General features: G+C 69.1%; 21 protein-coding genes and 1 pseudogene. 10 read left to right on the forward strand and 12 right to left on the reverse strand.

Annotated elements, in window-relative coordinates; all coding sequences use genetic code 11:
- Positions 1 to 103: 103 nt before the first annotated feature.
- Positions 104 to 1,324 (forward strand): MurT ligase domain-containing protein, encoded by a 1,221-nt coding sequence (locus AB0H49_RS28205; protein ID WP_354998980.1) that lies wholly within the window; start codon positions 104 to 106, stop codon positions 1,322 to 1,324.
- Entirely contained in the window at positions 1,317 to 2,027 is a 711-nt protein-coding gene (locus AB0H49_RS28210) for a glutamine amidotransferase (protein WP_357255767.1), read from the forward strand. Before AB0H49_RS28205 ends, AB0H49_RS28210 begins: the two co-directional genes overlap by 8 nt.
- Before the next feature lie 74 nt (positions 2,028 to 2,101).
- On the opposite strand, the gene AB0H49_RS28215 is transcribed toward AB0H49_RS28210, so the two are convergent.
- From AB0H49_RS28215 to AB0H49_RS28225, 3 genes and pseudogenes are all read right to left on the reverse strand, one after another.
- Complete coding sequence (locus AB0H49_RS28215) at positions 2,102 to 3,016, reverse strand: transglutaminase family protein (RefSeq protein WP_357255769.1); 915 nt, start codon at positions 3,014 to 3,016, stop codon at positions 2,102 to 2,104.
- Entirely contained in the window at positions 3,013 to 4,626 is a 1,614-nt protein-coding gene (locus AB0H49_RS28220; RefSeq protein ID WP_357255905.1) for an alpha-E domain-containing protein, read from the reverse strand. Before AB0H49_RS28220 ends, AB0H49_RS28215 begins: the two co-directional genes overlap by 4 nt.
- A pseudogene (locus AB0H49_RS28225) lies at positions 4,609 to 6,393 on the reverse strand (circularly permuted type 2 ATP-grasp protein); the annotation flags it as partial. The pseudogene AB0H49_RS28225 and the gene AB0H49_RS28220, both read right to left, overlap by 18 nt.
- A 382-nt stretch (positions 6,394 to 6,775) precedes the next feature.
- On the opposite strand from AB0H49_RS28225, the gene AB0H49_RS28230 reads away from it, so the two are divergent.
- Positions 6,776 to 6,982: a hypothetical protein gene (locus tag AB0H49_RS28230; protein WP_357255771.1), complete on the forward strand. Its 207-nt coding sequence runs from the start codon at positions 6,776 to 6,778 to the stop codon at positions 6,980 to 6,982.
- 64 nt (positions 6,983 to 7,046) lie between these two features.
- On the opposite strand, the gene AB0H49_RS28235 is transcribed toward AB0H49_RS28230, so the two are convergent.
- Positions 7,047 to 7,301: a hypothetical protein gene (locus AB0H49_RS28235; protein WP_357255773.1), complete on the reverse strand. Its 255-nt coding sequence runs from the start codon at positions 7,299 to 7,301 to the stop codon at positions 7,047 to 7,049.
- Between the two features lie 105 nt (positions 7,302 to 7,406).
- Between AB0H49_RS28235 and AB0H49_RS28240 the strand changes: the two genes are divergently transcribed.
- Positions 7,407 to 8,051: a hypothetical protein gene (locus tag AB0H49_RS28240; RefSeq protein ID WP_357255775.1), complete on the forward strand. Its 645-nt coding sequence runs from the start codon at positions 7,407 to 7,409 to the stop codon at positions 8,049 to 8,051.
- Positions 8,052 to 8,054: 3 nt separating this feature from the next.
- On the opposite strand, the gene AB0H49_RS28245 is transcribed toward AB0H49_RS28240, so the two are convergent.
- The 3 genes from AB0H49_RS28245 to AB0H49_RS28255 all read right to left on the reverse strand — a co-directional run bounded on the left by AB0H49_RS28245 (position 8,055) and on the right by AB0H49_RS28255 (position 9,762).
- The gene (locus tag AB0H49_RS28245) at positions 8,055 to 8,675 is read right to left on the reverse strand and encodes a LysE family translocator (RefSeq protein WP_354998033.1); all 621 of its coding nucleotides are present in this window, start codon (positions 8,673 to 8,675) and stop codon (positions 8,055 to 8,057) included.
- A 121-nt stretch (positions 8,676 to 8,796) separates the two neighbouring features.
- The gene (gene recR, locus AB0H49_RS28250; RefSeq protein ID WP_354998034.1) at positions 8,797 to 9,405 is read right to left on the reverse strand and encodes a recombination mediator RecR; all 609 of its coding nucleotides are present in this window, start codon (positions 9,403 to 9,405) and stop codon (positions 8,797 to 8,799) included.
- A 15-nt stretch (positions 9,406 to 9,420) separates the two neighbouring features.
- The gene (locus AB0H49_RS28255) at positions 9,421 to 9,762 is read right to left on the reverse strand and encodes a YbaB/EbfC family nucleoid-associated protein (protein WP_354998035.1); all 342 of its coding nucleotides are present in this window, start codon (positions 9,760 to 9,762) and stop codon (positions 9,421 to 9,423) included.
- A 130-nt stretch (positions 9,763 to 9,892) separates the two neighbouring features.
- Here AB0H49_RS28255 and AB0H49_RS28260 point away from each other — a divergent pair, with 130 nt between their 5' ends.
- The 3 genes from AB0H49_RS28260 (at position 9,893) to AB0H49_RS28270 (ending at position 11,778) form a co-directional block, all read left to right on the forward strand.
- Positions 9,893 to 10,471: a hypothetical protein gene (locus tag AB0H49_RS28260; protein ID WP_354998036.1), complete on the forward strand. Its 579-nt coding sequence runs from the start codon at positions 9,893 to 9,895 to the stop codon at positions 10,469 to 10,471.
- A gap of 122 nt (positions 10,472 to 10,593) precedes the next feature.
- A complete protein-coding gene (locus AB0H49_RS28265) occupies positions 10,594 to 11,421 on the forward strand; it encodes a MerR family transcriptional regulator (RefSeq protein WP_357255778.1) in 828 nt (275 codons plus the stop codon).
- A 6-nt stretch (positions 11,422 to 11,427) separates the two neighbouring features.
- Positions 11,428 to 11,778, forward strand: coding sequence for a VOC family protein (locus tag AB0H49_RS28270; protein WP_354998038.1), 351 nt, complete (start codon positions 11,428 to 11,430; stop codon positions 11,776 to 11,778).
- Between the two features lie 81 nt (positions 11,779 to 11,859).
- Here the strand turns inward: AB0H49_RS28270 and AB0H49_RS28275 are convergent, their stop codons facing one another.
- Positions 11,860 to 12,294, reverse strand: a complete 435-nt coding sequence (locus AB0H49_RS28275) for an SRPBCC family protein (protein ID WP_354998039.1) — start codon at positions 12,292 to 12,294, stop codon at positions 11,860 to 11,862.
- A 225-nt stretch (positions 12,295 to 12,519) separates the two neighbouring features.
- On the opposite strand from AB0H49_RS28275, the gene AB0H49_RS28280 reads away from it, so the two are divergent.
- Entirely contained in the window at positions 12,520 to 13,959 is a 1,440-nt protein-coding gene (locus tag AB0H49_RS28280; protein ID WP_354998982.1) for an FAD-binding oxidoreductase, read from the forward strand.
- Complete coding sequence (locus AB0H49_RS28285) at positions 13,956 to 15,272, forward strand: class I SAM-dependent methyltransferase (RefSeq protein WP_357255781.1); 1,317 nt, start codon at positions 13,956 to 13,958, stop codon at positions 15,270 to 15,272. The genes AB0H49_RS28280 and AB0H49_RS28285 overlap by 4 nt, the downstream gene beginning before the upstream one ends.
- Positions 15,273 to 15,290: 18 nt before the next feature.
- Here AB0H49_RS28285 and AB0H49_RS28290 read toward each other — a convergent pair whose 3' ends face one another.
- The gene (locus tag AB0H49_RS28290; RefSeq protein WP_354998041.1) at positions 15,291 to 18,890 is read right to left on the reverse strand and encodes a protein kinase; all 3,600 of its coding nucleotides are present in this window, start codon (positions 18,888 to 18,890) and stop codon (positions 15,291 to 15,293) included.
- Between the two features lie 252 nt (positions 18,891 to 19,142).
- Between AB0H49_RS28290 and AB0H49_RS28295 the strand changes: the two genes are divergently transcribed.
- On the forward strand, positions 19,143 to 19,604 hold the full coding sequence (locus AB0H49_RS28295; RefSeq protein WP_357255783.1) for a MarR family transcriptional regulator: 462 nt from the start codon (positions 19,143 to 19,145) through the stop codon (positions 19,602 to 19,604).
- 18 nt (positions 19,605 to 19,622) lie between these two features.
- Here AB0H49_RS28295 and AB0H49_RS28300 read toward each other — a convergent pair whose 3' ends face one another.
- The 3 genes from AB0H49_RS28300 to AB0H49_RS28310 all read right to left on the reverse strand — a co-directional run bounded on the left by AB0H49_RS28300 (position 19,623) and on the right by AB0H49_RS28310 (position 24,238).
- Positions 19,623 to 20,693, reverse strand: a complete 1,071-nt coding sequence (locus tag AB0H49_RS28300; protein WP_357255907.1) for an esterase-like activity of phytase family protein — start codon at positions 20,691 to 20,693, stop codon at positions 19,623 to 19,625.
- Positions 20,694 to 20,835: 142 nt separating this feature from the next.
- Positions 20,836 to 22,986: a 3-hydroxyacyl-CoA dehydrogenase NAD-binding domain-containing protein gene (locus AB0H49_RS28305; RefSeq protein ID WP_357255785.1), complete on the reverse strand. Its 2,151-nt coding sequence runs from the start codon at positions 22,984 to 22,986 to the stop codon at positions 20,836 to 20,838.
- Between the two features lie 37 nt (positions 22,987 to 23,023).
- Positions 23,024 to 24,238: an acetyl-CoA C-acetyltransferase gene (locus AB0H49_RS28310; protein WP_354998044.1), complete on the reverse strand. Its 1,215-nt coding sequence runs from the start codon at positions 24,236 to 24,238 to the stop codon at positions 23,024 to 23,026.
- Positions 24,239 to 24,449 lie beyond the last annotated feature (211 nt).

The raw sequence follows: 24,449 nt of genomic DNA on the forward strand, positions 1-24,449 counted from the left end.
AGCCGCAACTGGCCCGGCGCGCCGTGACCCCGACCTCACCGACCACGCTGTCGCGGCGCACCCCGAACCCCGCACATAGACTCTCGGCGTGGCGAAGATATCGATGCGTGGGCGGATCGCCCTGCGGGCCGCGGCGGCAGCGTCGTGGGCCTCGCAGAAGGCGGGACGCGGCAAGGGTTCGATGATCGGCGGCCTGATCGCGCTGAAGATCGACCCGACGATCATGGACCAGCTCGGACGTGGCAGGCGGACGGTGCTGGTCACCGGCACCAACGGCAAGTCGACGACGACGCGGATGACCACCGCCGCGCTGAGCACCCTCGGTCAGGTCGCCACGCAGGCCGACGGCGCCAATATGGACGCGGGCATCGTCGCCGCGCTGAGCACGCACCAGGGTGTGCCGCTGGCCGCCATCGAGGTGGACGAACTGCATCTGCCGCACGTCAGCGACTCGCTGAACCCGGCCGCCGTGGTGCTGCTGAACCTCAGCCGCGACCAGCTGGACCGGGTCGGCGAGATCAACATGATCGAGCGCAAGCTGCGCGCCGGTCTCGCCCGTCACCCCGACACCGTGGTGATCGCCAACTGCGACGACGTGCTGGTCACCTCGATCGCCTACGACCACCCGAACGTGGTGTGGGTCGCCGCGGGCGGCGGCTGGGCGATGGACGCGACGAGCTGTCCGCGCTCCGGCGAGCCGATCGTCTGGGAGGGCGAGCACTGGCGCAGCACCGGTACGGATTTCCAACGGCCGCAACCGGATTGGCACCTGGAGGGGAACGACCTCGTCGGCCCCGACGGCGAACGCCACCTGCTCGAGCTGGCGCTGCCCGGCCGGGCCAACCGGGGTAACGCCGCGCAGGCGGTCGCCGCCGCGGTCGCGCTGGGCGCCGAAACGGCCAAGGCCGTCGTCGCCGCGGGTACGGTGCGCGAGATCGCGGGCCGCTACCGGACCGTGCAGGTCGGCGAGCACGCCGCGCGGCTGCTGCTCGCGAAGAACCCGGCGGGCTGGCAGGAAGCCCTGTCGATGATCGAGCCGAGCGCGGCCGGGCTGGTGATCGCGGTGAACGGGCAGGTGCCCGACGGCGAGGACCTCTCCTGGCTGTGGGACGTGCGCTTCGAGCACTTCGAGGGCGTGCAGGTCGTCGCCTCCGGCGAGCGCGCCACCGATCTCGCGGTCCGCCTCACGTACGCGGGCGTCGAGCACACCACCGTCCCGGATCCCTTGCGCGCCATCGCTTCCTGTCCGCCCGGGCAGGTCGAGGTGCTCGCCAACTACACCGCGTTCCGCGACCTCAACCGCGACTTGGAGAATCATGGGTGACTCGACGGTACGGATCGGCCTCGTACTGCCCGATGTGATGGGCACCTACGGCGACGGCGGCAACGCGCTCGTGCTGCGCCAGCGGCTGCGCATGCGCGGCTACGACGCCGAGATCGTGGAAATCACACTGCCCGAACCGGTTCCGAACTCGCTGGACATCTACACCCTCGGCGGCGCGGAGGACTCCGCGCAGCGGCTGGCCACCCGGCACCTGCAGCGCTACCCCGGCCTGCAGGAGGCGGCCGCGAAAGGCGCTCCGGTGCTTGCCATCTGCGCGGCGATCCAGGTGCTCGGCAACTGGTACGAGACCTCCTCGGGCGAGCGCGTGGACGGCGTCGGGCTCATCGACGTCACCACCTCGCCCCAGGCCAAGCGTGCCATCGGCGAAGTGACCACCAGTCCCATGCTCGACGGCCTCACCGCCCCGCTCACCGGCTTCGAGAACCACCGTGGTGGAACGAAACTCGGCCTCGAAGCGACCGGCCTCGCGCGCGTCACCCGCGGCGTCGGCAACGGCGTCGGCGACGGACTCGAGGGCGTCGTCCAGGGCTCGGTCATCGGCACCTACATGCACGGCCCGGCCCTCGCCCGCAACCCCGAACTCGCCGACCTCCTCCTCACCCGAGCCCTCGGCGTCGACACCCTCGAACCACTGCACCTCCCCGAGGTCGACCAACTACGCCGCGAACGCCTCCGCGCCTGAGAGCAGCCTTTTCGCGCGGAGTCGCTGGTGACCTCGAGAAGGGGCCGAGCCGAAGGTTGTCGCGAATTGGGTATTCACACTTCGAGCGGAGCGACGTCGACCGAGACGGTGATCGAGCTCTCCTTGGCCTCGGTGTAGATGATGCCGCGCAGTGGCGGCACATCGGCGTAGTCGCGTCCCCACGCCGCGACCACGTAGCGCTCGTCGGCGAGCTGGTCGTTGGTGGGGTCGAAGCCGATCCAGCGGCCCGCGCGTTCGGACGGGTTCCGGCCGGGGACCCACACCGCCGCCCAGGCGTGGGTGGCGTCGGCGCCGATCATGCGCTCCTTGCCCGGCGGCGGGTCCGTGGCGAGGTAACCGGAGACGTATCGCGCGGCGAGCCCGTGCGACCGCAGGCAGGCCGCGGCGATCCTGGCGAAATCCTGGCAGACGCCCGCGCGCGCGAAGAACACGTCGGAGACTCTGGTCGAGACGGTCGTCGAACCCGACCAGTAGGTGAAATCGGTGTAGATGCGGGTGGTCAGATCGGTCACCGCGGCGAGCAGTGGCCGCCCCGGAGTGAGCGAGCGCGCCGCGTAAGCGGTGATCTCCTCGGTGATCTCCGGCGGGTGCAGGTCGAGGGTGAACTCCACGGCCAGCGGGCCGTTCGCATGACTGGGCCGCGCGGACTCCCACGGCAGCCGGGCCGGATCGTCCGTCAGCTCGGCGGGCGGGTCGACCTCGACCGTCGACTCCGCGCTGACGACCAGTTCCCAATGTTCGGCCGTGACGTGGAAGTAGTGCGTGGTGTTGCCGTACACATCGGTGCCGATGGACCGGTCCGACGGCGCCGGGTCGACGTGCACCTCGTGCGCGAGCACCCGCTGACCGGGGAACTCGCGCGGGGTCAGATAGGCGCGCCCGTAGGAGCTGGTGACCTCCTCGGAGTAGGAATAGGTGGTGCGATGGGCTACCCGATACCGCCGCGTCGCGCCGTCGCCGCCGATCATCCGACCACCCGCGTGCTGCCCCACAGCGGCTGAATGCCCACCGGCAGCGAGAGTTTCGTCGTCTCGAAGGATTCCGCCACCTTGCGCAGCCGCAGGTGCACACCGTCGAGCAGTTCGGCCAACTCGGTGCGCCTTCCGTTCTCGTCGGTGACGTTCAGGTCGTCCGGATCCACGCGGCGCAGCATGCGCTGCGCGTCGGCCAGCAACCGTTGCGGCCGTGAGGATCCCGAGGCGCCGGGTAGCGCGGCGAAGTTCGCGTCGAGTCGTTCGAGCTGGTAGGCCAGCGATCGCGGGTTGCCCCTGTCGAACAGCAGCAATCCGGCGACCGCCGAGATCCGCACCGAATCCCGGTGTCGCCGACGGTAACTCACCGACGATTCGGCCGCCTGCAACACCGCTTCGGTGACCACCAGCTCGGCTTCCGCCGGATAGGTCTCGGTCAGCGCCGACGAGAGCAGCGCCGTCACAGCCAGCCCGCGCTCGATGCGCTTGCCGATATCCATGACGCACCAACCGATGTCGCGCACCAATGACTCGGCCTCGATGCCGGACAGCGAGAGCAGGGCGGCCAGCGTCAGCGAATGCACCGCCGAGAGCGCCGTCTCGTCGCCGTCGCTCTCGCGATACTCGGCCAGCGCCCGGTCCACCGAGCCGAGGATCATCCAGGTGTCGTGCGAGAGCTGGTCGCGCACGGCGCGCGCCGAGGAGCCGTACCGGTCGATCGCGTAGGCCAGCGATCCGGGCAGCTCCCTATCGATGGTCAACGCTTCGAGATAGTCGTGCCCCTCGCGGGACGCACCCGCCACCGCGGCCACCCCACCGTTGCCCTCCGATGCGCTCGCGGCTGTGAATCCGTCTGCCGCGCCGCCCAACTCGGACTCCGCACCGCCCGACCCCATCTCGCCACCCGACGCGGGCTCGGCGCCACCCGCCTCCCGCTGCTTCCCACCGCCCGACTCGGCCTGTGCACCACCCGGCCCCAGTCCGCCACCGAAGGCTCGGGATTCCCCTCCGCGAGGCTCGGGCTTCGCACCGCCCCGCCCCAGCTTCCCGCCGCCGAGCCCAGGCTTCCCGCCGCCCGATCCGAGATCTCCACGGCCCGACTCGGCCTCCGCGCCGCCCAACCCCAGTCCACGACCGAAAGCTTCGGGTTCCCCGCCACCTGACCCCGGCTCACCACTGCCAGGCCTGGGCTTGCGATCGTCCGAGCCCTGATCCTCGCGGCCCGACTCGGCCTCCCTGCCACCCAACCCCGGTCCACCACCGAGGGCTTGGGGTTCTCCTTCACCCGACTCCGGCTCCCCACCAGTCGACGCGGCCTCCGGCGCACCGCCACCCGACCCCGGCTCCCCACTGCCAGGCCCGAGCTTGCGACCGTCCGAGCCCTGATCCTCGCGGCCCGACTCGGCCTCCCTGCCACCCAACCGCACTCCCCCGTCGAGGGCTTGGGGTTCTCCTCCGCCCGACTCCGGCTCCCCACCAGCCGACGCGGCCTCCGGCGCACCACCACCCGACCCCGGCTCCCCGCCGCGCGACTCCAGCTTCGCGCCGCCGTCCCCGATCACCGCGTCCGGCGCGGCCGTGCAGGTCGTCGCGGCCAACGCCGCCATCAGGACCGGCAGCGCCTCCGCGCCCTCCAACCACGGTCGGTAGCGATAGTCCTGGTAGCGGTCGTGCGTGGCGATCAGCAGGCGGACCGCCGCCTCCGCGCGCTCGCAGTATCGGCCCATCCAGAACATGTCGGTGAGCACGCGCGGCGAGCTGATCTCCTCGACGATCGGCGCGACCCGCCGCTCACGCTCCTCGCGCGGCGCTTCGGCGCCGACCGCGGTCGTCGTGGCGGGCGCGGCCCGCACCCAGACGTCCTTGGCCGCGATCTTGATCACCGCCCGGTCCGGCTGGGTGCGCTGACGCAGCTGACCGAGGCCGCCCGCCATCGCCGTGTAACCGCCGCGGCGGGCCAGCGAGAACAGCCGCATGCCCACCGGCGCCGCGGCCAGACCGCCGTACCCGTGCACGGCCGGGGCCACCGAGAACTGGGCCGGTTCCTGGCCGACCCACTTCCAGCCGTCCGCCTCGATGCGCCGCCGCAGCTCCTCGCGCATCGTCGCCGACAGATCCGGCCCGAACAGCGTGGCCCCGTCCACCGTCGAACGGATGATCAGTTGGTCCAACTCGGCGAGCAGATGCGAACGCTCGCTCGCGTCACCGCCCCAGTACGCGGGCGCGCTGTCCAGCAGCAGTTCCTCGCCGAGCAGCGCGCGGGAGATCCGCGGCAGGAAGCCCGCGAGCGCCGGATTCTCCAGCAACCCGCTGCCCAGCGTGTTCACCACGGTGACCGCGCCGCGGCGCAACACCTCGACCAGCCCCACCACCCCGAGATGCGAATCCGGCCGCAGATCGAGCGGATCGGAGAACTCCGCGTCCACCCGGCGCAGCACGACGTCCACCCGCTTGAGAGTGCCGAGCGAGCGCATCCACAGCGCGCCGTCGCGCACCACCAGGTCGGCGCTCTCGACCAGCGGGAAACCCAGCGTCGAGGCGAGATACGCCTGATCGAAGGCGGTTTCGGAATGCACGCCCGGGCTCAGCACCACCACGACGGGATTGTCCTCGGCCACCGGCGCCGCCTCGATCAGCAAGAGCCGCATCGCCCTGGCGAACGGGGTGAGCGGGCGCGGGCTGGAGTGCTCGAAGGCCTCCGGGATCGCGGTCGAGACGACGCGGCGGTCGGCCAGCGCGTAACCGGCCCCCGAGGGGGCCTGTGCCCAGTCGGCGATGGCGCGGAACTCGCCGTCGCTCCAGCGGCTGATGTCGCAGGCGTGCAGGAACAGCTGGTGGCGTCCGGGGATCGTGATGCCGTGCGCGGCACGCACGTAACCCACGTTGCCGAACACGAGCTCAGGCGGCAGCAGCCCGGACGTGATGGTGCGGCGCGAGCCGTAGATGTCGGTGAGCACTTCGTCCAGCACCCGCGAGCGCTGCACGAGGCCCGCCTCCAGCCGGGTCCAGTCGTCGGCGGAGACCAGCAGCGGGATCGGATCGAGTCGCCACGGCGTCGGGATCGCGGCCTCGCCCGCGCGCATCACCTCGGTGTAGGTGATGCCGTCGTCATCGATCAGCCTGCGCACCCTGGTGTCCAGCCTGCCGAGCCCGGCCGGGCCGATCTCGACGAAGTCGGCCGAGAGTTCCGACCACATCTGCCGCACGACGCCGTCGGTGTCCACCAGCTCGTCGTAGTAGCCGCCGGTCGGCCTGCCGACCTCGTCGTAGGCGCCGGTGTGGCCGCCCTCGGCCCGGTAGCGGGCGAGCTGCTCGGCGATCTGCGCGCGCACGTCGGCGGCCGTCGCCGCCGGGGGCACCGCATCGGCGACCATGCCGACCTCACCTCCGCTGTCAGACGTTTCGCCATGACGAACGTGCGTCCGGCCCGTGCCGCACCGGTCGCCGGTCGGGTCCGTAGGGGACGCGGTCCGGCGTAGCTCCAGCTTGCCGGGTGCGCCGACGTCGGTCGACCGTGCTGCCATCTTCGCACGCGAATCCGCGGGATCGCCCCGAGTCGCGGTAGGTCCACCCGCCCTGACACGGCGATCGTGACCCGGTCGCACCGCCCCCGCCATGACGTCCGGGCCTGGCGCGCAACATCTTCGGCGGCGATCCCACCCCGCGCAGGTCACCGACACGCCCACCCGGCCTCCCACCGTCGTCCGGACTCGAGTGCTAAGACCGAATCACCAACCGATCTCGTCAGGAGGTCCCATGCGCGCGACCTGCCCAGCCTGCGAATCCGCGGTAGACCACTGCCACGGCACCCTCATCGTCCACGCCACCCGCGTCCCCGAATGCACCGACGACGACTGCGTAGCCTTCGAGCACGCCCGCCACACCTTCATCGTCGACTGCGCCGACGTAGCGGGCGGCTGCGCCTGCACAACGGACTCGACCCCCACCCGCCGCCAAGCCTGACCGCCCCTGGATCAATCGATTCCGTCGTCCAGGTCCTGCCAGGTGGCATAGGTATCGAAAGGCACTACGGTCTCGATGGCCGCGGAGCTGCTCCCAGACACGGCTCGGCCGATTCACGTTTGGCTCGGCCCTCCAGCAGCGCGCGTTCGATGTTGCGCGCGATCGCGTTGTGATTGGGTGAGGCCGACTCGCGGTGAACGATCATCCCGTCCTTGATCTCGACGTCGCGCGACATCTCCTCGGGCATGGCCAGGTAGTCGTCCATGTCTACCGGCGAGATGTAGGTCTTCGGCGAAGACCAGTCGAACAGTTCCGACATGCGACCGTCCTTCAGGCTGGTAGTCGCAGGAATCGTAGGTCAGTCCGTACGTCCCGGCCCGTGGCGGGCGGAGAGCCGGTAGGTAGCTCCCCGTACGCTGGCCGGGTGAACTACGACCACGTGTTGTTGCCGTCCGGTGTCGCTGCGAACCTGGCCGAGGTGGAGGCGTATCTGGTCGGGCAGCAGGGGGTGGACGAGGCCGAGGTGGTCGCCGAGATGGCGGCCGAGATCAACGAGGCGAATCTGGAGCTGCCGGAGGAGGACAGCTTTCTCAGCGGTGAGTCGGTGGGCGGGGCGGCGAACGGGTCGGTGCTGCACGTGGCGTGCCCGTACGACGCGATCGGCTACGTGCGGCAGCTGCTGTTCGATATCGCGACGCCGCGCGACTACGCGATCTACGATCCGCAGCTGGCCTGGCTGATCGACCCTGCGGGGCACGTGCCGGTCACCGTCACCCACGGCGGCGCCGGCGCGTTCCCGTACCTCACCAAAACCCTTGTGGACCAGTGGATTCCGGAGCTCGCGCCGCCGAATCCCTACCTGATCGTGGAGCGGGGCGACCACGACTACATCCAGACCTACCGGGGCAAGCCCGGCGAGTACACCGTCGAATACCGCGACGGCGGTCCGGAACGACACTACGGCGCCACCCTCGCGGACCCCGCCGCGGTCGCCAACCTGATCTGGGCCTGGACAACCGGCGAACGGGAGGAGCTGGCGCGGATCCCGTGGACCCGCGTGGAGTTCTGACTCCTACTGGTTCTGCACGGCGAGCCGCCCGGCGAGCGCCACGAACGAGGCGCCGAACACCCGCCGCATCCACGTCACCACGACCGGCCGCGCGATGACGTACGTGCGCACCGCCGCCGCGCACGCGCCGTATCCCGCGAACACCACGAAGGTGGCCAGCATGAAGATCCCGCTCAGCTCGAGCATGCGGGCCAGCGCGTTCGGCGCGCCCGCGGGCACGAACTGGGGCAGGAACGCGAAGAAGAAGATGGTCAGCTTCGGGTTCAGGATGTTGAGCAGCACCGCCGAGGTGATCACCTGGCGAGCTCGCGGCGCGGCCCGTTCCGTTCCGGCGTCCGGGATGGCGAGAGCGCCCTTGTCCCGCAAGGTGTTCCACGCCATGTAGAGCAGGTAGGCGACGCCGAGGTACTTCAGCGTCTGGAAGGCGACGGCGCTGGTGTTCAACAGCGCGGCGAGACCGGTCACCGCCGCGATCATGTGCGGGATGATGCCGAGGGTGCAGCCGAAGGCCGCGACGACGCTGGCGCGCACGCCGCGCGAGAGTCCGGCCGCGAGGGTGAACAGGACGCCGGTACCGGGCGTGGCGACGATGACGAGCGTCGTCAGCAGAAACTCGATGCTCATCCCCCGCACAGTAATCAGAGTGCGCGGCCGGGCGAAAGCCCTTTCGCGGACCACGCACCGCCGGAGCCGAATGCGGAGGTACGCCCAAAGGGCGCAGCCGGACCGCACACAAGCATCACTCTTACAGCGCGCGCCTGCCGGAAAGCGCTCGCCCGAGGGTCAATTCGTCGGCGAACTCCAGATCGCCGCCCATCGGCAGGCCGGAGGCCAACCGCGTCACCGCGAGCCCCGGGAAATCGCGCAGCATCCGCACCAGGTAGGTGGCCGTCGCCTCACCCTCGGTGTTCGGGTCGGTCGCGATGATCACCTCGCTGACGTCGACGCCGTCCTCTTGATTGCCGATGCGCGTCAACAGTTCCCGTATCCGCAGCTGATCCGGCCCGATGCCGCTGAGCGGATCGAGCGCACCGCCGAGCACGTGGTAGCGGCCACGGAACTCACGGGTGCGCTCGATCGCCTGGACGTCCTTGGGCTCCTCGACCACGCAGATCATGCTGCGGTCGCGGCGCGGGTCGGCGCAGATCCGGCACAGCTCGCCGTCGGAGACGGTGCCGCACACCACGCAGAACTGCACGCCGTCGCGCACCTTCTGCAGCGCGGCCTGCAACCGGTCGATCTCCGGCGGCTCCACCTGGAGCAGGTGAAACGCGATGCGCTGCGCGCTCTTCGGACCGACGCCGGGCAGTTTGCCCAGCTCGTCGATCAGATCCTGTACCGGACCCTCGTACAACCGTCCCGTCCTCGATCAGAAATCCGGCAGCCCGGGCAGCGAACCGCCGCCGAGTCCGCCGGAGAGCGGGCCGAGGCGCTCGGCCGCCAGCCGCTGCGCGTTGCTCATCGCGTCGTTGACCGCACCGATCACCAGATCCTGCAGGCTCTCGACGTCCTCGGGGTCGACCACCTTCGGGTCGATGGTCAGCGAGACCACCTCGCCCGTCGCCTTGATCCGCACCTGGACGAGACCGCCGCCGGCCTGTCCGTCCACCTCGGAGGCCGCGATCTCGGCCTGTGCTTCCATCACCGCCTGCTGCATCTGCTGTGCCTGGGCGAGTAACTGCTGCATGTCGAACTGACCACCGGGCTGCACTGCTCGTCCTCTCTCAGGGGAGATTGTCACGGTTCAGACTAGTCCTCCCGGATATACCCAGACAGTCAACCCCGACCCACCTAACCTGGACCTGGGTCGGTTACCGGTTCGGTGAATTCTGGAGACAGTAATGAACACAAGCCGAGTACTCCTCGTGGGCGCCCTGGCACTTTCGGTGCTCTGCGCTCCGGCGGCCACCGCGGATTCCGATGTGCAGCCTGCGGATTCCGACGTCGTCCCCGCGGCGTCCGACTACGGCGGCGGGTGCGTGCTGTATCCCGACGACAAGGCGGCCACCCTGGATTCGCTGCGGCTGCGCTGCTCGCCCGAGCAGCAGGACGCGATCTTCCACGACGCGCCGCAAGGCGCGGTCCCGATGGGCGTCAAGGACGGCTGGGTGATCCGGCCGAACTACGCCCAGGGCATCACAACCGGTCTGTGGCTCGGCAAGAACTTCTACACCGGTCCCGACGGCGGCTGGCTGCTGAATCGTCTGACCAGATGGGACATGGAGGGCTGGAAGGCCGACGTGTACCGCGCGCCCGCGTTGCTGGACGGCCGCCCGGCTTGGGCGCTGGACTACGCCCCGTCGCCGACGCCGCCCGTCTACGACGAGATCCGCGAGGTGACCCCCGGCGTGTGGTTCGGCTACTCGTGGTGGCGCGGCGCGGTGCAGAACACCCTGCTGTTGACCTTCGCATTGGCGTGAGCGAACGGAGTGAGCGAACCATGTGCCAGCCTGCCTCCGGCATCCGCAGCCGAGCGTCAGCGAGGCGGGGGCGTGACAGGGTCGCTTGACTCTCCAGTCGCTGGAGGGTGTTCGCTGAACGCATGACCGCGACCGTCTCGATCGGTGAGTTCGCCAGGCTGACCTACCTCAGCGTCAAAACGCTGCGGTACTACCACGACATCGAACTGCTCGAGCCGGTCGAGGTGGACCCGGCCTCGGGTTATCGGCGCTACTCGACCGAGCAGGTGGCGCAGGCCCATCTGATCCGGCGGCTGCGCCGCCTCGACATGCCGCTGCCCGAGATCAAGTCCGTACTCGCCGCGCCGGACGTCACCTCCAGGGACAGCGCGCTGCGTGCGCATCTGGAACGCATGGAGGCGGAATTGCAGCGGACCCGGGCGGTGGTGGCGTCGCTGCGTTCGCTGCTGACCGAGCCCGCGCCGATCGCGGTGATTTACCGCTCGATCCCGGCGTTTCCGGCGCTGGCCCTCGTCGACTTCGTCGAGCGCGACGGTATCGATTCCTGGTGCGGCGGTGCGTTCACGCTGCTCTACGAGACCTTGGCCGCGGCGGGCGTCGAGCCCGCGGGAGTCAGCGGCGCCACCTACTCGCCGGAGTTCTTCGAGAACGACGCGGGCGAGGTGGTGGCCTTCGTGCCGATCCCGTCCCGCGACGCCATCGAGCCTCCCGCGGGACTCGTGGTCGTCGAACTGCCCGCACGTCGCTTCGCCATCGCCGTTCACAGCGGCGCCTTCGAGGACTTCGACCGCACCTACGGAGCGCTGGGCAGCCACGTCGCCGAACACGACACCGCCCTGACGGAGCCGGTGCGCGAGCTCTACCTGGTGGCCCCGAACGACACCGACGACCCGAACGAATACCGGACCGAAGTCTGCTGGCCCATCGGCGGGCTCCGAGAAAAGGAGTGAACGACCATGACGTTGTCCATCGCCCACGTCACCTTCGACTGCGAGAACGCCGCGGCGCTCGCCGGATTCTGGGCGGAGCTGCTCGATCAGCGCGTCGACGAAGGAGCCAGTGAGTTCTTCGCGACGGTGGGACGGGAGTCCGGACTCGCGCCGGTGCTGATGTTCATCAAAGTGCCCGACAAGACGCCGGGCAAGAACGTAGCGCACCTGGACCTGCACGCGGCCGATTGGCGCGAGCACATCGAGCGCGCCATCACCTTGGGCGCCAAGCACATCGGCGATTTCGAGGAGTACGGCGGTCAGTGGACCACACTGGCCGACCCGGAGGGCAACCTCTTCGACATCGGCAAGGCTTGATCGTCGGCCAAGTCCGCACACGACAGCGCGGCCGGACCCCTTCGGGTGTCCGGCCGCGCCGCTACTCGATTCGCTTCGCGCTCAGGCCAGTTCGCGCTTCAAGTTCTCCAGCACCTCGGCCTGGATCTTCTTCAGGCCCAGCGGCGCGAAGATGCCCTCGAAGATGCCGGAGATGCCGCCCGCGCCCTTCCACGTGGTGCGCAGCGTGACCTGGGCGCCAGCGCCCTCCGGCGTCACGGTCCAGGTGTTCACCATGGTGGAGTTCGAATCACGCTCGGTGACAATCGAATCCGCCACCGAGACGACGGCGTGCACGTTGCGCGTGCGCTTCTCGGTGGCCTGCAGGGTCCACTCGGCGACGGTGCCCGCGCCCTTGCCGCCCTCGACCACCTTGTAGTCGCGGTAGTGCGGCGAGAGAATGCGCGGACGCACCGTCTCGTAGTCGGCGATGGCCTCGAGCGCGCGCTTCGGATCCGCGTCGACGGTGATCGAACTGCTGGCGCTGACCTGTCCCACAATGAGCTCCTTGTCCGGATGCGGTGTCTCGACCGCCCCCTATCCTGCCCTGCGCCCGCGCGTGCGTGGCGTCCAGGCTCACGTTGTCCCACCGCGTGTTCGGCCGGGCCCCTGCCACGTCGAACACCGGGTATTCCCGATGCAACATTCCCGTGACATTTCTCCCGGCTCGAGCATTTCTCGGTGGTCGAAGATCACGGTGCGTACTAGCGTCGAGGGGTGGCAGTGAGTCTGTTGGGGAAGGCCGGTCACAGTCCGGCCGCACGCGAATCAGGGTTTGCCGCGCACCGAGCGGGTGTGGATCGCCTTCTGGCGAGTTACCGCGCCATACCCGCGGACGCCAACGTGCGGCTGGCGAAGAAGACGTCCAATCTGTTCCGGGCCAGGGCCAAGAACACCGCACCCGGCCTGGACGTTTCGGGTCTCACCAAGGTCGTCGCGGTGGATGCCGACGCGCGGACCGCCGACGTGGCGGGCATGACCACCTACGAGGACCTGGTGGCCGCGACCCTGCCGTACGGGCTGGCGCCGCTGGTGGTTCCGCAGCTCAAGACGATCACCCTCGGCGGCGCGGTGACCGGCCTCGGCATCGAGTCCACCTCGTTCCGCAACGGCCTCCCGCACGAGTCGGTGCTGGAGATGGACGTGCTGACCGGAGCGGGCGAACTGATCACCGCCCGGCCGGAGGGCGAGCACGCGGAGCTGTTCCGCGGGTTTCCCAATTCCTACGGCACGCTGGGATACACCGTCCGGCTGAAGATCGAGCTCGAGCCCGTTCCGCCCTACGTCGCGCTGCGCCACGTGCGGTTCCGCGACCTGCGGGAACTGGAGGCCGCGATCACCCGGATCGTGAACGAGAAGTCCTACGACGGCGAGCGGGTCGACTACCTCGACGGCGTCGTGTTCACCGCCGAGGAGAGCTACCTGACCCTCGGCAGGCAGACCGACGAGCCCGGTCCGGTCAGCGATTACACCGGGATGGACATCTACTACCGCTCCATCCAGCACGACGGCGCGCGGCCCAAGCGCGATCGCCTGACCATCCACGACTACCTGTGGCGCTGGGACACCGACTGGTTCTGGTGCTCGCGCGCCTTCGGCACGCAGAACCCGAGGATCCGCCGGTTCTGGCCGAAGCGCTATCGGCGCAGCAGCTTCTACTGGAAGCTGGTCGCCCTCGACCACAAATACGACATCGGCGACAAATTGGAAGCCCGCAAAGGCAACCCGCCGCGCGAGCGGGTGGTACAGGACATCGAGGTCCCGGTGGAGCGCACCGCGGATTTCGTCGAATGGTTCCTGCGCGAGATTCCCATCGAGCCGATCTGGCTGTGCCCGCTGCGCTTGCGGGAGACGGGCGCGCCTGCCGCGACCGGACGTCCCTGGCCGCTGTACCCGATCGAGCCGAACCGCACCTATGTCAACGTGGGGTTCTGGTCGGCCGTGCCCACCGTTCCCGGGCAGCCGAAGGGCGCGGCCAACCGCGCCATCGAGCGCACCGTGACCGAGTTCGACGGGCACAAATCGCTGTACTCGGACGCCTTCTACGACGAGGACGAGTTCGCGGCGCTGTACGGCGGCGAGACCTACACCGAACTGAAGAAACGCTACGACCCGGACCAGCGCTTGCTGGATTTGTATTCGAAGGCGGTGCAACGGAAATGACGACATTCAAGGACCGTTCCGACGTGTTCGCGGACCTGGGAACCAAGCTGAGCATTGCCGAGATCTTCGAGACCCTCGTCGACGGCGAGGTCCCGATTCGCCTGACCGCCTACGACGGCAGCGCGACCGGGCCGGAGGATTCGGACTACACCCTCGACATCAAGACGCCGCGCGGCATCAACTACCTGGCCACCGCGCCCGGCGATCTCGGCATGGCGCGCGCCTACATCGCGGGCGACATGACCGCCACCGGCGTGCACCCCGGCGACCCGTACGACGTCCTGAAGGCGATGCAGGACTTGAAATTCCGCCGTCCGTCGGCGCTCGCGCTGGTCACCATCGCGCGCTCGCTGGGCTGGGAACGGCTCAAGCCGGTCGCGCCGCCGCCGCAGGAGACGCTGCCGCGCTGGCGCCGGATCGCGTTCGAGGGTCTGCGCCACTCCAAGACCCGCGACGCGGAAGCCATCCACCACCACTACGACGTCTCGAACACCTTCTACGAGTACGTCCTGGGTCCCTCGATGACCTACACCTGCGCGGCCTACGGCGACGAGAACTGGACGCTGGAGCAGGCACAGGAGAACAAGTACCGCCTCGTCTTCGACAAGCTGCGCCTAAAGGAGGGCGACCGGCTGCTCGACATCGGCTGCGGCTGGGGCGGCATGGTGCGCTACGCGGCGAAGCGCGGCGTCGAGGTCATCGGCGCGACCCTCTCGGCGGAGCAGGCCGAGTGGGCACAGCGGAAGATCGCCGAGGAAGGTCTCTCGGATCTGGCCGAGGTGCGGCATTCCGACTACCGCGACGTGCCCGAAGGCGAGTTCGACGCCGTGTCCTCGATCGGTCTCACCGAGCACATCGGCGTGCACAACTACCCGTTCTACTTCGAGTTCATCAAGAGCAAGCTGCGCGACGGCGGCCTGTTCCTGAACCACTGCATCACCCGCCCGGACAACACCCGCACCACGAAGGCGGGCGATTTCATCGACCGGTACGTGTTCCCGGACGGCGAGCTGATCGGCTCCGGTCGCATCATCTCCGAGATCCAGAACATCGGGCTCGAGGTGCTGCACGAGGAGAACCTGCGCGAGCACTACGCGCTGACCCTGCACGAATGGTGCAAGAACCTGGTCACCAACTGGGACGCCTGCGTCGCGGAGGTCGGCGAGGGCACCGCCAAGGTCTGGGGCCTCTACATGGCGGGCTGCCGACTCGGGTTCCAGCGCAACGTGGTTCAGCTGCACCAGGTGCTCGGCGTCAAGCTACCCCCCAACGGCGCGTGGACGGTCCCGCTTCGCCCCTGGTGGGAGGCCTGAGCTGACGCTGCCCGCCCTTCAGTCCAGGAGCTGCTCCAGGAAAAGGGCGGGTAGCGCCGCATCCTCGAGCTGCTCGGGGGCGGTGTGCATTTCGGAGCGCAGCACGCGCAGGATGGCGACCACGCCGGGGCCCGCGTCCAGGAGCGGGCGGGTCCAGCCCAGTTCGGCGCAGGTGGCGGCGGCGGGGAGCAGCAGGCCGGTGGCCTCGCCGACCCAGCCGGACGCGGCGAGGCATTCGGCGAGCAGCAGCGCGGTGTCCAATTCCGCTCGGGGACGGTCCTGTTCGAGCATCCGGCCGTGCAGGGCGCGGGCGCGGCGCACCGCCGTGTCGTCCGAGCGCAGCGGCTTATGCGCGAGCAGGCCGCGAATGCCCGCGATCTCCTCGGCCTCGGCGGTGAGCGCGGCGGAACCGACCAACCGGTGATGGACAACGCCGAGCGCTTCGGCATGCCCGTCGCCGTGCGCTAGGTACTCCACGGGTAGACCGAGCCGCAGCCGTTCGGCGCGGATGTGCGCGGCGAGCCGGACCAGGCGCTGTTCGGCGGCCACCCGGTCGCCCTCGTCCAGCCGGGCCGCGGCGGTCGCCAGATCGCCGAGCACCGCTTTGACCCGCGCGCCGGTGACGTACGTCGAGATCAGGAAGTCGACTGTCCCGATCCGGGTGACCAGCTGGTGACTCTCGTCGAACAGCCGGTCGGCGACGTCGAGATCGCCTCGGCGGTAGTTCAATTCGCCGAGCAACGCCGAGGCCACCCGCACCGCGTGCGATCGCGGACCCGAGCGGAGCCGCGCCGTCTCCCACGCCTGCTGGAAGCACTGCATCGCCGTGGCGATGTCGAGCTGCTCGTAAGCCGCCGCGCCCTGACCGCAGAGCCCGAACACCACGCCGAGCGGGTCCTTCGAGCTGGCGTGGTAAGGGGTCGCCCACTCCTGGATGCTGCGGGCGCCGTCGAAATCGAATTGGCACAGCCGCACGAACGAGGTCAGGTTCGCCGCGGTGGAGACCGTCCACGCGGGCAGCTCGTCGGGGCGCTCGAGGCAGTCCGCGACGCGGTCGAGCACGCCCTCGGTGTGATCGCGCGCGATCTGGTCGGCGGCGGCGAGCACTGCGGCTTCGCATCGCTGCTGGATCACGTCGGCGTCACCGGACGAGCCGCGCGCGAGCATGTTCGACAGCCTGCCGAGCGCGCTGCGCGCCGCGCTGGACTGTTGCAGGTTCACGTTGGCCCGCGCCACCGCCATCAGCAGTTTGGACCGCGAAGCCACCTGTTGCACCGGCAGTTTCGACACCGTGCCGAGCAGGGTGGCCAGCCGGGCGGTGTCGATCAGATCCATGCCGCCGCCCTCGACCAGATCCAGCGCCATCTTCAAATCCGTCGCGGCCAGCGCGTGGTCCACCGACTTACGCAACAGCTGGTGTTCGGCGTACCAGCGGGAAGCCTTGCGGTGCAACGCCTTCAGCCTCCCTGGCTGAGTGCGTTCCAGCCGAGCGCGCAGATGCTCGGCGAACAGCGGCTGTATCCGGTACCACTCCGGGTCGTGCTCGATACGCCGCAGGAACAGCTCGCGCTGCTCGGCCTGGGCGAGCAGCAGCTCGGCCTCGCTGTCGTCGGACAGGGCGGCGGCCAGCGACGCCGACACGCGCTCGGTCACCGAGATCGAGCTGAGGAAGTCGAGCATCCGCGGTTCGAGCGCGTCGAGCACGTTCTCGGCGAGGTATTCGCGGATGCCGTGACTACCTTCGGAAAGCGTCGCGATCAGCTGTTCCGGGTCGATGTTGCCGCGCAGCGAGAGGCTGATCAGCTGGATGGCGGCGGGCCAGCCGTCGGTCGCCTCGTGGATCTGCTCCACCTGAGCCTCGGTGAGCTCGAAACCGTTGCGATCCACCAAGATCTGCTTGGTCTCGGCCACGGTGAGCCGCAGCGCCGCGGACCCGATCTCGACCAGTTCGTCGTGCACCCGCATCCGGCTGGTCGGCAAGCCGGACTGCTCCCTGCTGGTCACCACGAAGCGCAGGTGGTGGCAGCCGTTGTCGAGCAACGCCTCCATCGCGCGGTGCGTGCCGGGATCGGTGATGCGGTGCCAGTCCTCGACCACCACCACGATGGTCTCCCCGCCCTCGTGGATCTCGTTGATCAGAGTGGTGAGGGCGTAGGGCACCGCGTCGCCCGCGCGTTCCTCCAGCGTCTGGTCGAGTCCGGCGCCGATGTCGGGCCGCACCCGGTGGATGGCCTGGATGAGGTGGGCGAGAAACCAGATCTCGTTGTCGTCGTCGCGGTCGATGCCGATCCACGCGACCGGTACCCCGCCGCCGCTCAACTCCGCGCGCCACTGCGCGGCGACCGTGCTCTTGCCGAATCCCGCAGGCGCGTGCAGCACCGCGAGCCTGCGTCGCCCGCCCGCACGCAGGATGTCCAGCAAGCGGGGTCGAGGCACCGGATCGCGAGCCGGGGTCGGTGGGTGGAATTTCGTGGCGGCGGTGGGCGGCAGGGTGGTCGAGCCGCCCGGGTGCTGCGAGACGGCGGGGCGCAACGTCAGCGGCCAGCTGCGCCGGGTCACCGCCGGACGGGTGCGCGTGGACGGGTGCGCTTCCACCACCGGACGCGTGCTGTCGAATTCCTCGAGCAACACGGTGGGCTCGAGCAGCGCCATCTCGTCGGGCAGCTGGCCGTGTTCCACCTGCACCGAGCGCAGCAGTGTGCCGAACTCGTACGCCGACTCCGGTCGATCGGCCGGATCGGGCGCCATGGCCCGTTCGATCGCGTCGGCCACATCGGGCGGGATGTCCTGCTCGCGCAGATCCGGCACCGGCTGGCTGGTGATCCGCAGGAACTGCGCCACCACCCGCTCCCCCGCCTGCCGCTCGAAGGCGGCGTGACCGGTGAGCAGGGCGAACAGCGTGGCCCCGAGCCCGTAGATGTCGGAGCGGACGGTCGGCTCCTCGCCCTTGAGCACCTCCGGCGCGGTGAACGCGGGCGAACCGGTGATCAGGCTGCTGGAGGTGCGAAAGCCGCCGGGAATCCTGGCGATGCCGAAATCGGTGAGCTGCGGTTCGCCGTAGCCGCTGAGCAGTACGTTGGCCGGTTTGACGTCGCGGTGCAGGATCCTGGCGCGGTGCGCGCTCTCGATCGCGCCCGCCAGTTTGACGCCTGCCCGCAGTGAATCCGCCCAGGTGAGCGGGCCTTGCTCGCGGATGAGCTGCTCGAGCGAGCCGTGTGTGCAGTACGGCATCACGATGATCGGCATCCCGCTGGCGGTGACGTCGACCTGCAGGATGTCGACGATATTGGGGTGGCCGGAGAGCCTGCCCATGGCCTGCTCCTCGCGCAGGAAGCGTTCGCGGCTCTCGATGTCGATCTCGGAGGAGAGCACCTTGACCGCGACGACCCGTTCCAGCGCGACTTGCAGGCAGCGGTACACGACGCCGAAGCCACCCCTGCCGATCTCGACGGCGCCGGAGAGCCCCATCGCCTCGAGCTCGTCGGCGATGCCGGCCAGCTCGGGGCGTGGTGTATCGCGCTGGGTATCGACGCCGCGCTGCGTATCCATGCCGCGCGTATTCGAATCGGCCGGGGCCGGTTCGGGACTCATCTTGCCCGAACCCCTCTGTGGATTCACGTGACCACCTCGAATGCACATCGAATCGGCGTCACCGGCGATCGTGGGACACACCGACATCGGGCACCGGGGCCGACCTGGTGTCCGAATTGTCTGCGCATACTCCAACGTAGCGCGGTGCGAGGCCGGTTGGGTGGAGATTGCCGCAGTGTCGTCCCGACCTGTGATGGGCCCGTCGGCAGCATTCGGCGATGGATCGGGCGCCGGGCTTGTAGGCTCTTTCTTCGTCGAAGACTTCTCTTCACTGGAGAAGTGATCGAGCCGGAGGTGCCGATGGAGCAATCGGAGACGAGCACGGTCTATCGCCGCTATCTGAGCGCGCTGATGGCGCACGGACAGGCCGGAGCGCGGGCCGTGGATCTCGGCGCCACCGATCTCTACGCACTCAACATCCTGGAACTCGGCGGCCCGATGACGCCAGGGGAACTGGGCGCGCGCGCCGGACTCACCACCGGGCCGACAACCCGGCTGGTCGACCGTTTGGAAGAGGCCGGGTACGTGCGGCGGGTCCCGGTTCCGGGCGACCGGCGCAAGATCACCGTCGAGCTGGTCGAAAAACCCGCTGAACTGGATCGCGTGCTGGCCCCCGCCCGGCGGCGCGTCGGCGAGATCATCGCCGGATACGCGCCCGAGCAGCGCGAGCTGCTGTTCGACTATTTCCGCAAAGCCGCCGACGCGTATTTCGAAGCGACAGAAGAACTCCGCGCCGACTGAGCTCGGTTTTTCGAAAGCTCAGCGCACCGCGAGCGCGACGATCTGGGTGATCTGGTTCTCGGCGAAGTTGTCGTCGCTGACCAGCACCAGCGTCCGCTCGCCGGACGGCAGCCGCGGTCCCCAGGTCATGCCCTCGATGTTGTCGATGTCCGGAAGGCCGACGTCGTCCAGGGCGACGAGCAGTCGTTTGGCGACCGGGCGCGCGTCGCCCAGCGCAGCGTCGAGCACGTTGGTCGCGCCCGCGATGTCGGCCTCGTACACGCGGATTTTGTTGCCGACGCCGTCCACGAACGCGCGCTCGAGCACCAGGAACTTCGTCGGATCGAGCGGGTCGGCGGCCAAGATCGAGGCGACGCCGTTGCCGCCGCGCCCCGGCTCGGGCCGCGACTCGGCGAACACCGGCTCCATCGGGTACGCGTACTGCGCGAGCAGCGGCCCGGACCGTGCCCGCACGGTGATGCGCGAGATCGCGCCGGAGGTCACTGTCGCCTCGGGTCCGTCTTGGAGCAGCGGCCCCTCGACGGCCGTGACGAACAGCGCGCCGCCCGCGGCGAAGGTGGCGGCCTCCAGCACCGCGTTGCGGCGCGGCCCGGAATCCGGCCGCATCCGCTCGTTGTCCGGGATCGGCAGTTCGGCCACGAACGTCCCGTCCGGCCGCGCGACGCGCACGGCGGGGTCGGCGAGCACATCGCCCGCGCGCTCACCCTCCTGAGTCCAGAAGTAGTCACCGGTCCACGGATCGACCCGGATCTCCTCGGGATCAACGGATTTCGGCGGATAGAAGCCGCCGTCCGCAGTGCGCAGCGGCCGGGTCCCGGTGAATGTCACCGGTCCGACCCCGTTCGCGTCGACCGGGAAGCGGGCGGTGTAACTACGGGCCGGTGCGCGTTCCGAGCGGTCGTCGCTGATCAGCAGGTACTCGCCCGTGGCGGGCAGATAGTCGATGCCGGAAAGCCCGCCGACGACAGTGCCGTGAAAGTCCATGCCGTGCGGCAGGATCCGCTGACCCAGCAGCCGCACGTTCGGCTCGGCCTGCGCTACGGGCAGCGCGACGGCGGAGGCCGCGAGGACGAGAAGGAATCCGATCATGCTGCGCACGAGCCACACGGTATCGGCACTCGCGAACCGCGCGGTGAACTCCATCGGAAATCCGGCCCGGAGACGGCGAAAGCCCGCCACCGCGAAAAGCGATGGCGGGCTTCGCCGTTGCGTGACTACCTACGCGGCGTCGTTACTTCCGCAGCGAGGCGGGAACCTCGAAGCGGTCGCCGTACTTGGCCTTCAGCTCGTCGGCGCGAGCCACGAAGGCCTCCTGGCCGCCCGGGTAACCGACGATGAACTGGTGCACACCACCGGTCCAGGCCGGGTAGCCGATGCCGAAGATCGAGCCGATGTTGGCGTCGGCGGTGGTCTCGAGCACACCCTCGTCGAAGCACTTCTGGGTCTCGATCGCCTCGATGAACAGCATGCGGTCGATGAGGTCCTGGAGCGGCACGTTGAAGTCGGTGACCGACTTGAAGTGCTCGCGCAGGCCGCCCCACAGGCCGGTCCGCTTGCCGTTCTCGTCGTACTCGTAGAAGCCGGCCTTCTCCAGGCGACCCGGACGACCCTCGTTCACCATGTACTCGATGACGTCGATGGCCGGGTGCCGCTTCTTGCCCATGGTGGCGTCACCGCGGGCGATGGCCTCTTCGGTCTCCTTGGCGATCTTCAGCATGAGCTTCATGTTCAGCTCGTCCGACAGCTGCAGCGGCGCGGCCGGGTAGCCCGCCTGCGAGCCGGCCTGCTCGATGGTCGAGGGGTCGATGCCCTCGCCCAGCATGGCGATCGCCTCGTTGACGAAGGTGCCGATCACGCGCGAGGTGAAGAAGCCGCGGCTGTCGTTGACGACGATCGGGGTCTTCTTGATCGCGAGGGTGTAGTCGAACACCCGGGCCAGCGCCTCGTCCGAGGTCTTCTCACCCTTGATGATCTCCACCAGCGGCATCTTGTCGACCGGCGAGAAGAAGTGGATGCCGATGAAGTCCTCCTGGCGCTTCACGCCGGTCGCGAGACCGGTGATCGGCAGGGTGGAGGTGTTCGAGCCGAGCAGCGCGTCCGCGTCGACGATGTCCTCGATCTCCTGGAACACCTTGTGCTTGAGCTCGGTGTTCTCGAAGACGGCCTCGATCACGAAGTCGACGCCGGCGAAGTCGGCCGCGTCGGCGGACGGCTTGATCCGGTCGAGCAGCGCCTTGGACTTCTCCTCGGTGGTCTTGCCACGGGAGAGGGCCTTGGCCTCGATCTTCTCGGAGTAGTTCTTGCCGCGCTCGGCCGCCTCGATGGTGACGTCCTTCAGCACGACCTCGTAGCCGGCCTTGGCGGAGACGTACGCGATGCCCGCGCCCATCATGCCCGCGCCGAGCACGCCGATCTTCTTGATGTCCTTCTTCGGCACGTCCTTCGGACGCGAACCGCCGTTGTTGATCGACTGCAGGTCGAAGAAGAACGCCTGGATCATGTTCTTCGCGACCGGGCCGGTCAGCAGGTGGACGAAGTAACGCGACTCGATCAGCGAGGCGTTGTCGATGTCGACCTGCGCGCCCTCGACCGCCGCGGCCATGATGGCGCGCGGGGCGGGCATGTTGGTGCCCTTGAGCTGCTTACGCAGGTTGGCCGGGAACGCGGGCAGGTTCGCCGCGAAGGCCGGGGTGGACGGGGTGCCACCGGGGATCTTGTAGCCCTTCTTGTCCCAGGGCTGCACGCCGCCCTCGGGGTTGGCCTTGATCCACGCCTTGGCGGCCGGGACCAGCTCCTCGATCGAGCCGACGACCTCGTTGATCAGGCCGATTTCCTTGGCCTTGCCCGGGCGGTACTTCTGGCCCTGCAGCAGCACCTGCATGAGCGCGCCCTGGAGGCCGAGCATGCGCACGGTGCGGGTGACACCGCCACCGGCGGGCAGCAGGCCCAGGCTGACCTCGGGCAGGCCCAGCTGCACACCCGGCACGTCGGCCGCGATGCGGTAGTGGGTCGCGAGGGTGATCTCCAGGCCGCCGCCGAGCGCGGCGCCGTTGATCGCGGACACGACCGGCTTGCCGAGCAGCTCGAGGCGACGCAGCGCGCCCTTGATGGTGCCCAGCTCGTCCATGAGGGCCTGGCCGTCTTCCGGGCCGACCTTCATCATGTTCTTCAGGTCGCCGCCGGCGAAGAAGGTCTTCTTCGCGGAGGTCAGCACCACGCCGGTGATGCTGTCCTTCTCGGCCTCGAGCCGGTCGACGGTCGCGGTCATCGACGTCTTGTACAGCTCGTTCATCGTGTTGGCGCCCTGGTTCGGGTCGTCCATCGTCAGCACGACGATGCCGTCCGAATCCTGCTCCCAACCGATCATGTTGGTCTCGCTCACAGCTCTGTGTCTCCTTGGTAAATGCTGTCGGTTGGGGTCAGACCCGCTCGATGATGGTCGCGACGCCCATGCCGCCGCCGATGCACAGGGTGATCAGCGCGTAGCGGCCGTTGCGGCGCTCCAGCTCGTCGACCATGGTGCCGGTGATCATCGCGCCGGTGGCGCCCAGCGGGTGGCCCATCGCGATGGCGCCGCCGTTGACGTTCAGCTTCTCGTCCGGGATGTTCAGGTCCTTCTGGAACTTCAGCACCACGGAGGCGAACGCCTCGTTGATCTCGACCAGGTCGATGTCGTCCAGGGTCAGACCCGCCTTGGCCAGCGCCTTGTTGGCGGCCGGGGTGGGACCGGTCAGCATGATGGTGGAGTCGGCGCCACTGGTGGCGGTCGCGACGACGCGCGCACGCGGGGTCAGGCCCGAAGCCTTGCCGGCCTCCTCGGAGCCGATCAGCACCAGCGCGGCGCCGTCGACGATGCCCGAGCTGTTGCCGCCGTGGTGCACGTGGTTGATCTTCTCCACGAAGTGGAACTTCTGCAGCGCCACCGCGTCGAAGCCACCCATCTCACCGATCACGGCGAAGGAGGGGTTCAGCTTGGCGAGGTCCTCGGCGGTGGTGCCGGGGCGCATGTGCTCGTCGCGGTCCAGCACGACGAGGCCGTTCTGGTCCTTGACCGGAACGATGGACTTGGCGAAGTAGCCGCCGGTGGTGGCCTTGGCGGCCAGGTCCTGCGAGCGCACGGCGTAGGCGTCGACGTCGTCGCGGCTGAAGCCCTCGATGGTGGCGATCAGGTCGGCGGAGACGCCCTGCGGGACGAAGTAGGAGTCGTAGTTGGTGGCCGGGTCGAGGGCCCAGGCGCCACCGTCGGAGCCCATGGCGACGCGCGACATCGACTCGACGCCACCGGCGATGACCAGGTCGTCGAAGCCGGAGCGCACCTTCTGGGCGGCGATGTTGACGGCCTCGAGGCCGGAGGCACAGAAGCGGTTCAGCTGGACGCCGCCGACGGTGTCGGGCAGGCCGGCCACGGTCACCGCGGTGCGCGCGATGTCCATGCCCTGGTCGCCGACCGGGCTGACGACACCCAGGACGACGTCGGAGATCCGGTCCTCGTCGAGGTTCGGGAAGCGGTTGCGCAGCTCCTGGATCAGACCAACAGTCAGGTCGATCGGCTTGACCGAGTGCAGCGAACCGTTCTTCTTGCCGCGGCCGCGCGGAGTGCGGATGGCCTCGTAAATGTAGGCCTCTGTGGTCATATCGGAGTGTTCCTTCCTTGGGGTGCGCCTGCACCGCGTTGTGCGGCACGGCCGCGGGTAACCTCGCCGACCGGCCATGAGACCGACCGTCCGTATTCAGTTTGCCGTGCTCCCGAGGCCCAGCGTGGTGACGCGAGGTTCCGTCTCCGGGCCCGTCGCTCGCACCGCATAACGCTGTACAAAACTTGGCAAGCACCTGCGGACGCACGTT

The organism is Nocardia sp. NPDC050713, from assembly GCF_040654315.1.
Lineage (GTDB): Bacteria > Actinomycetota > Actinomycetes > Mycobacteriales > Mycobacteriaceae > Nocardia.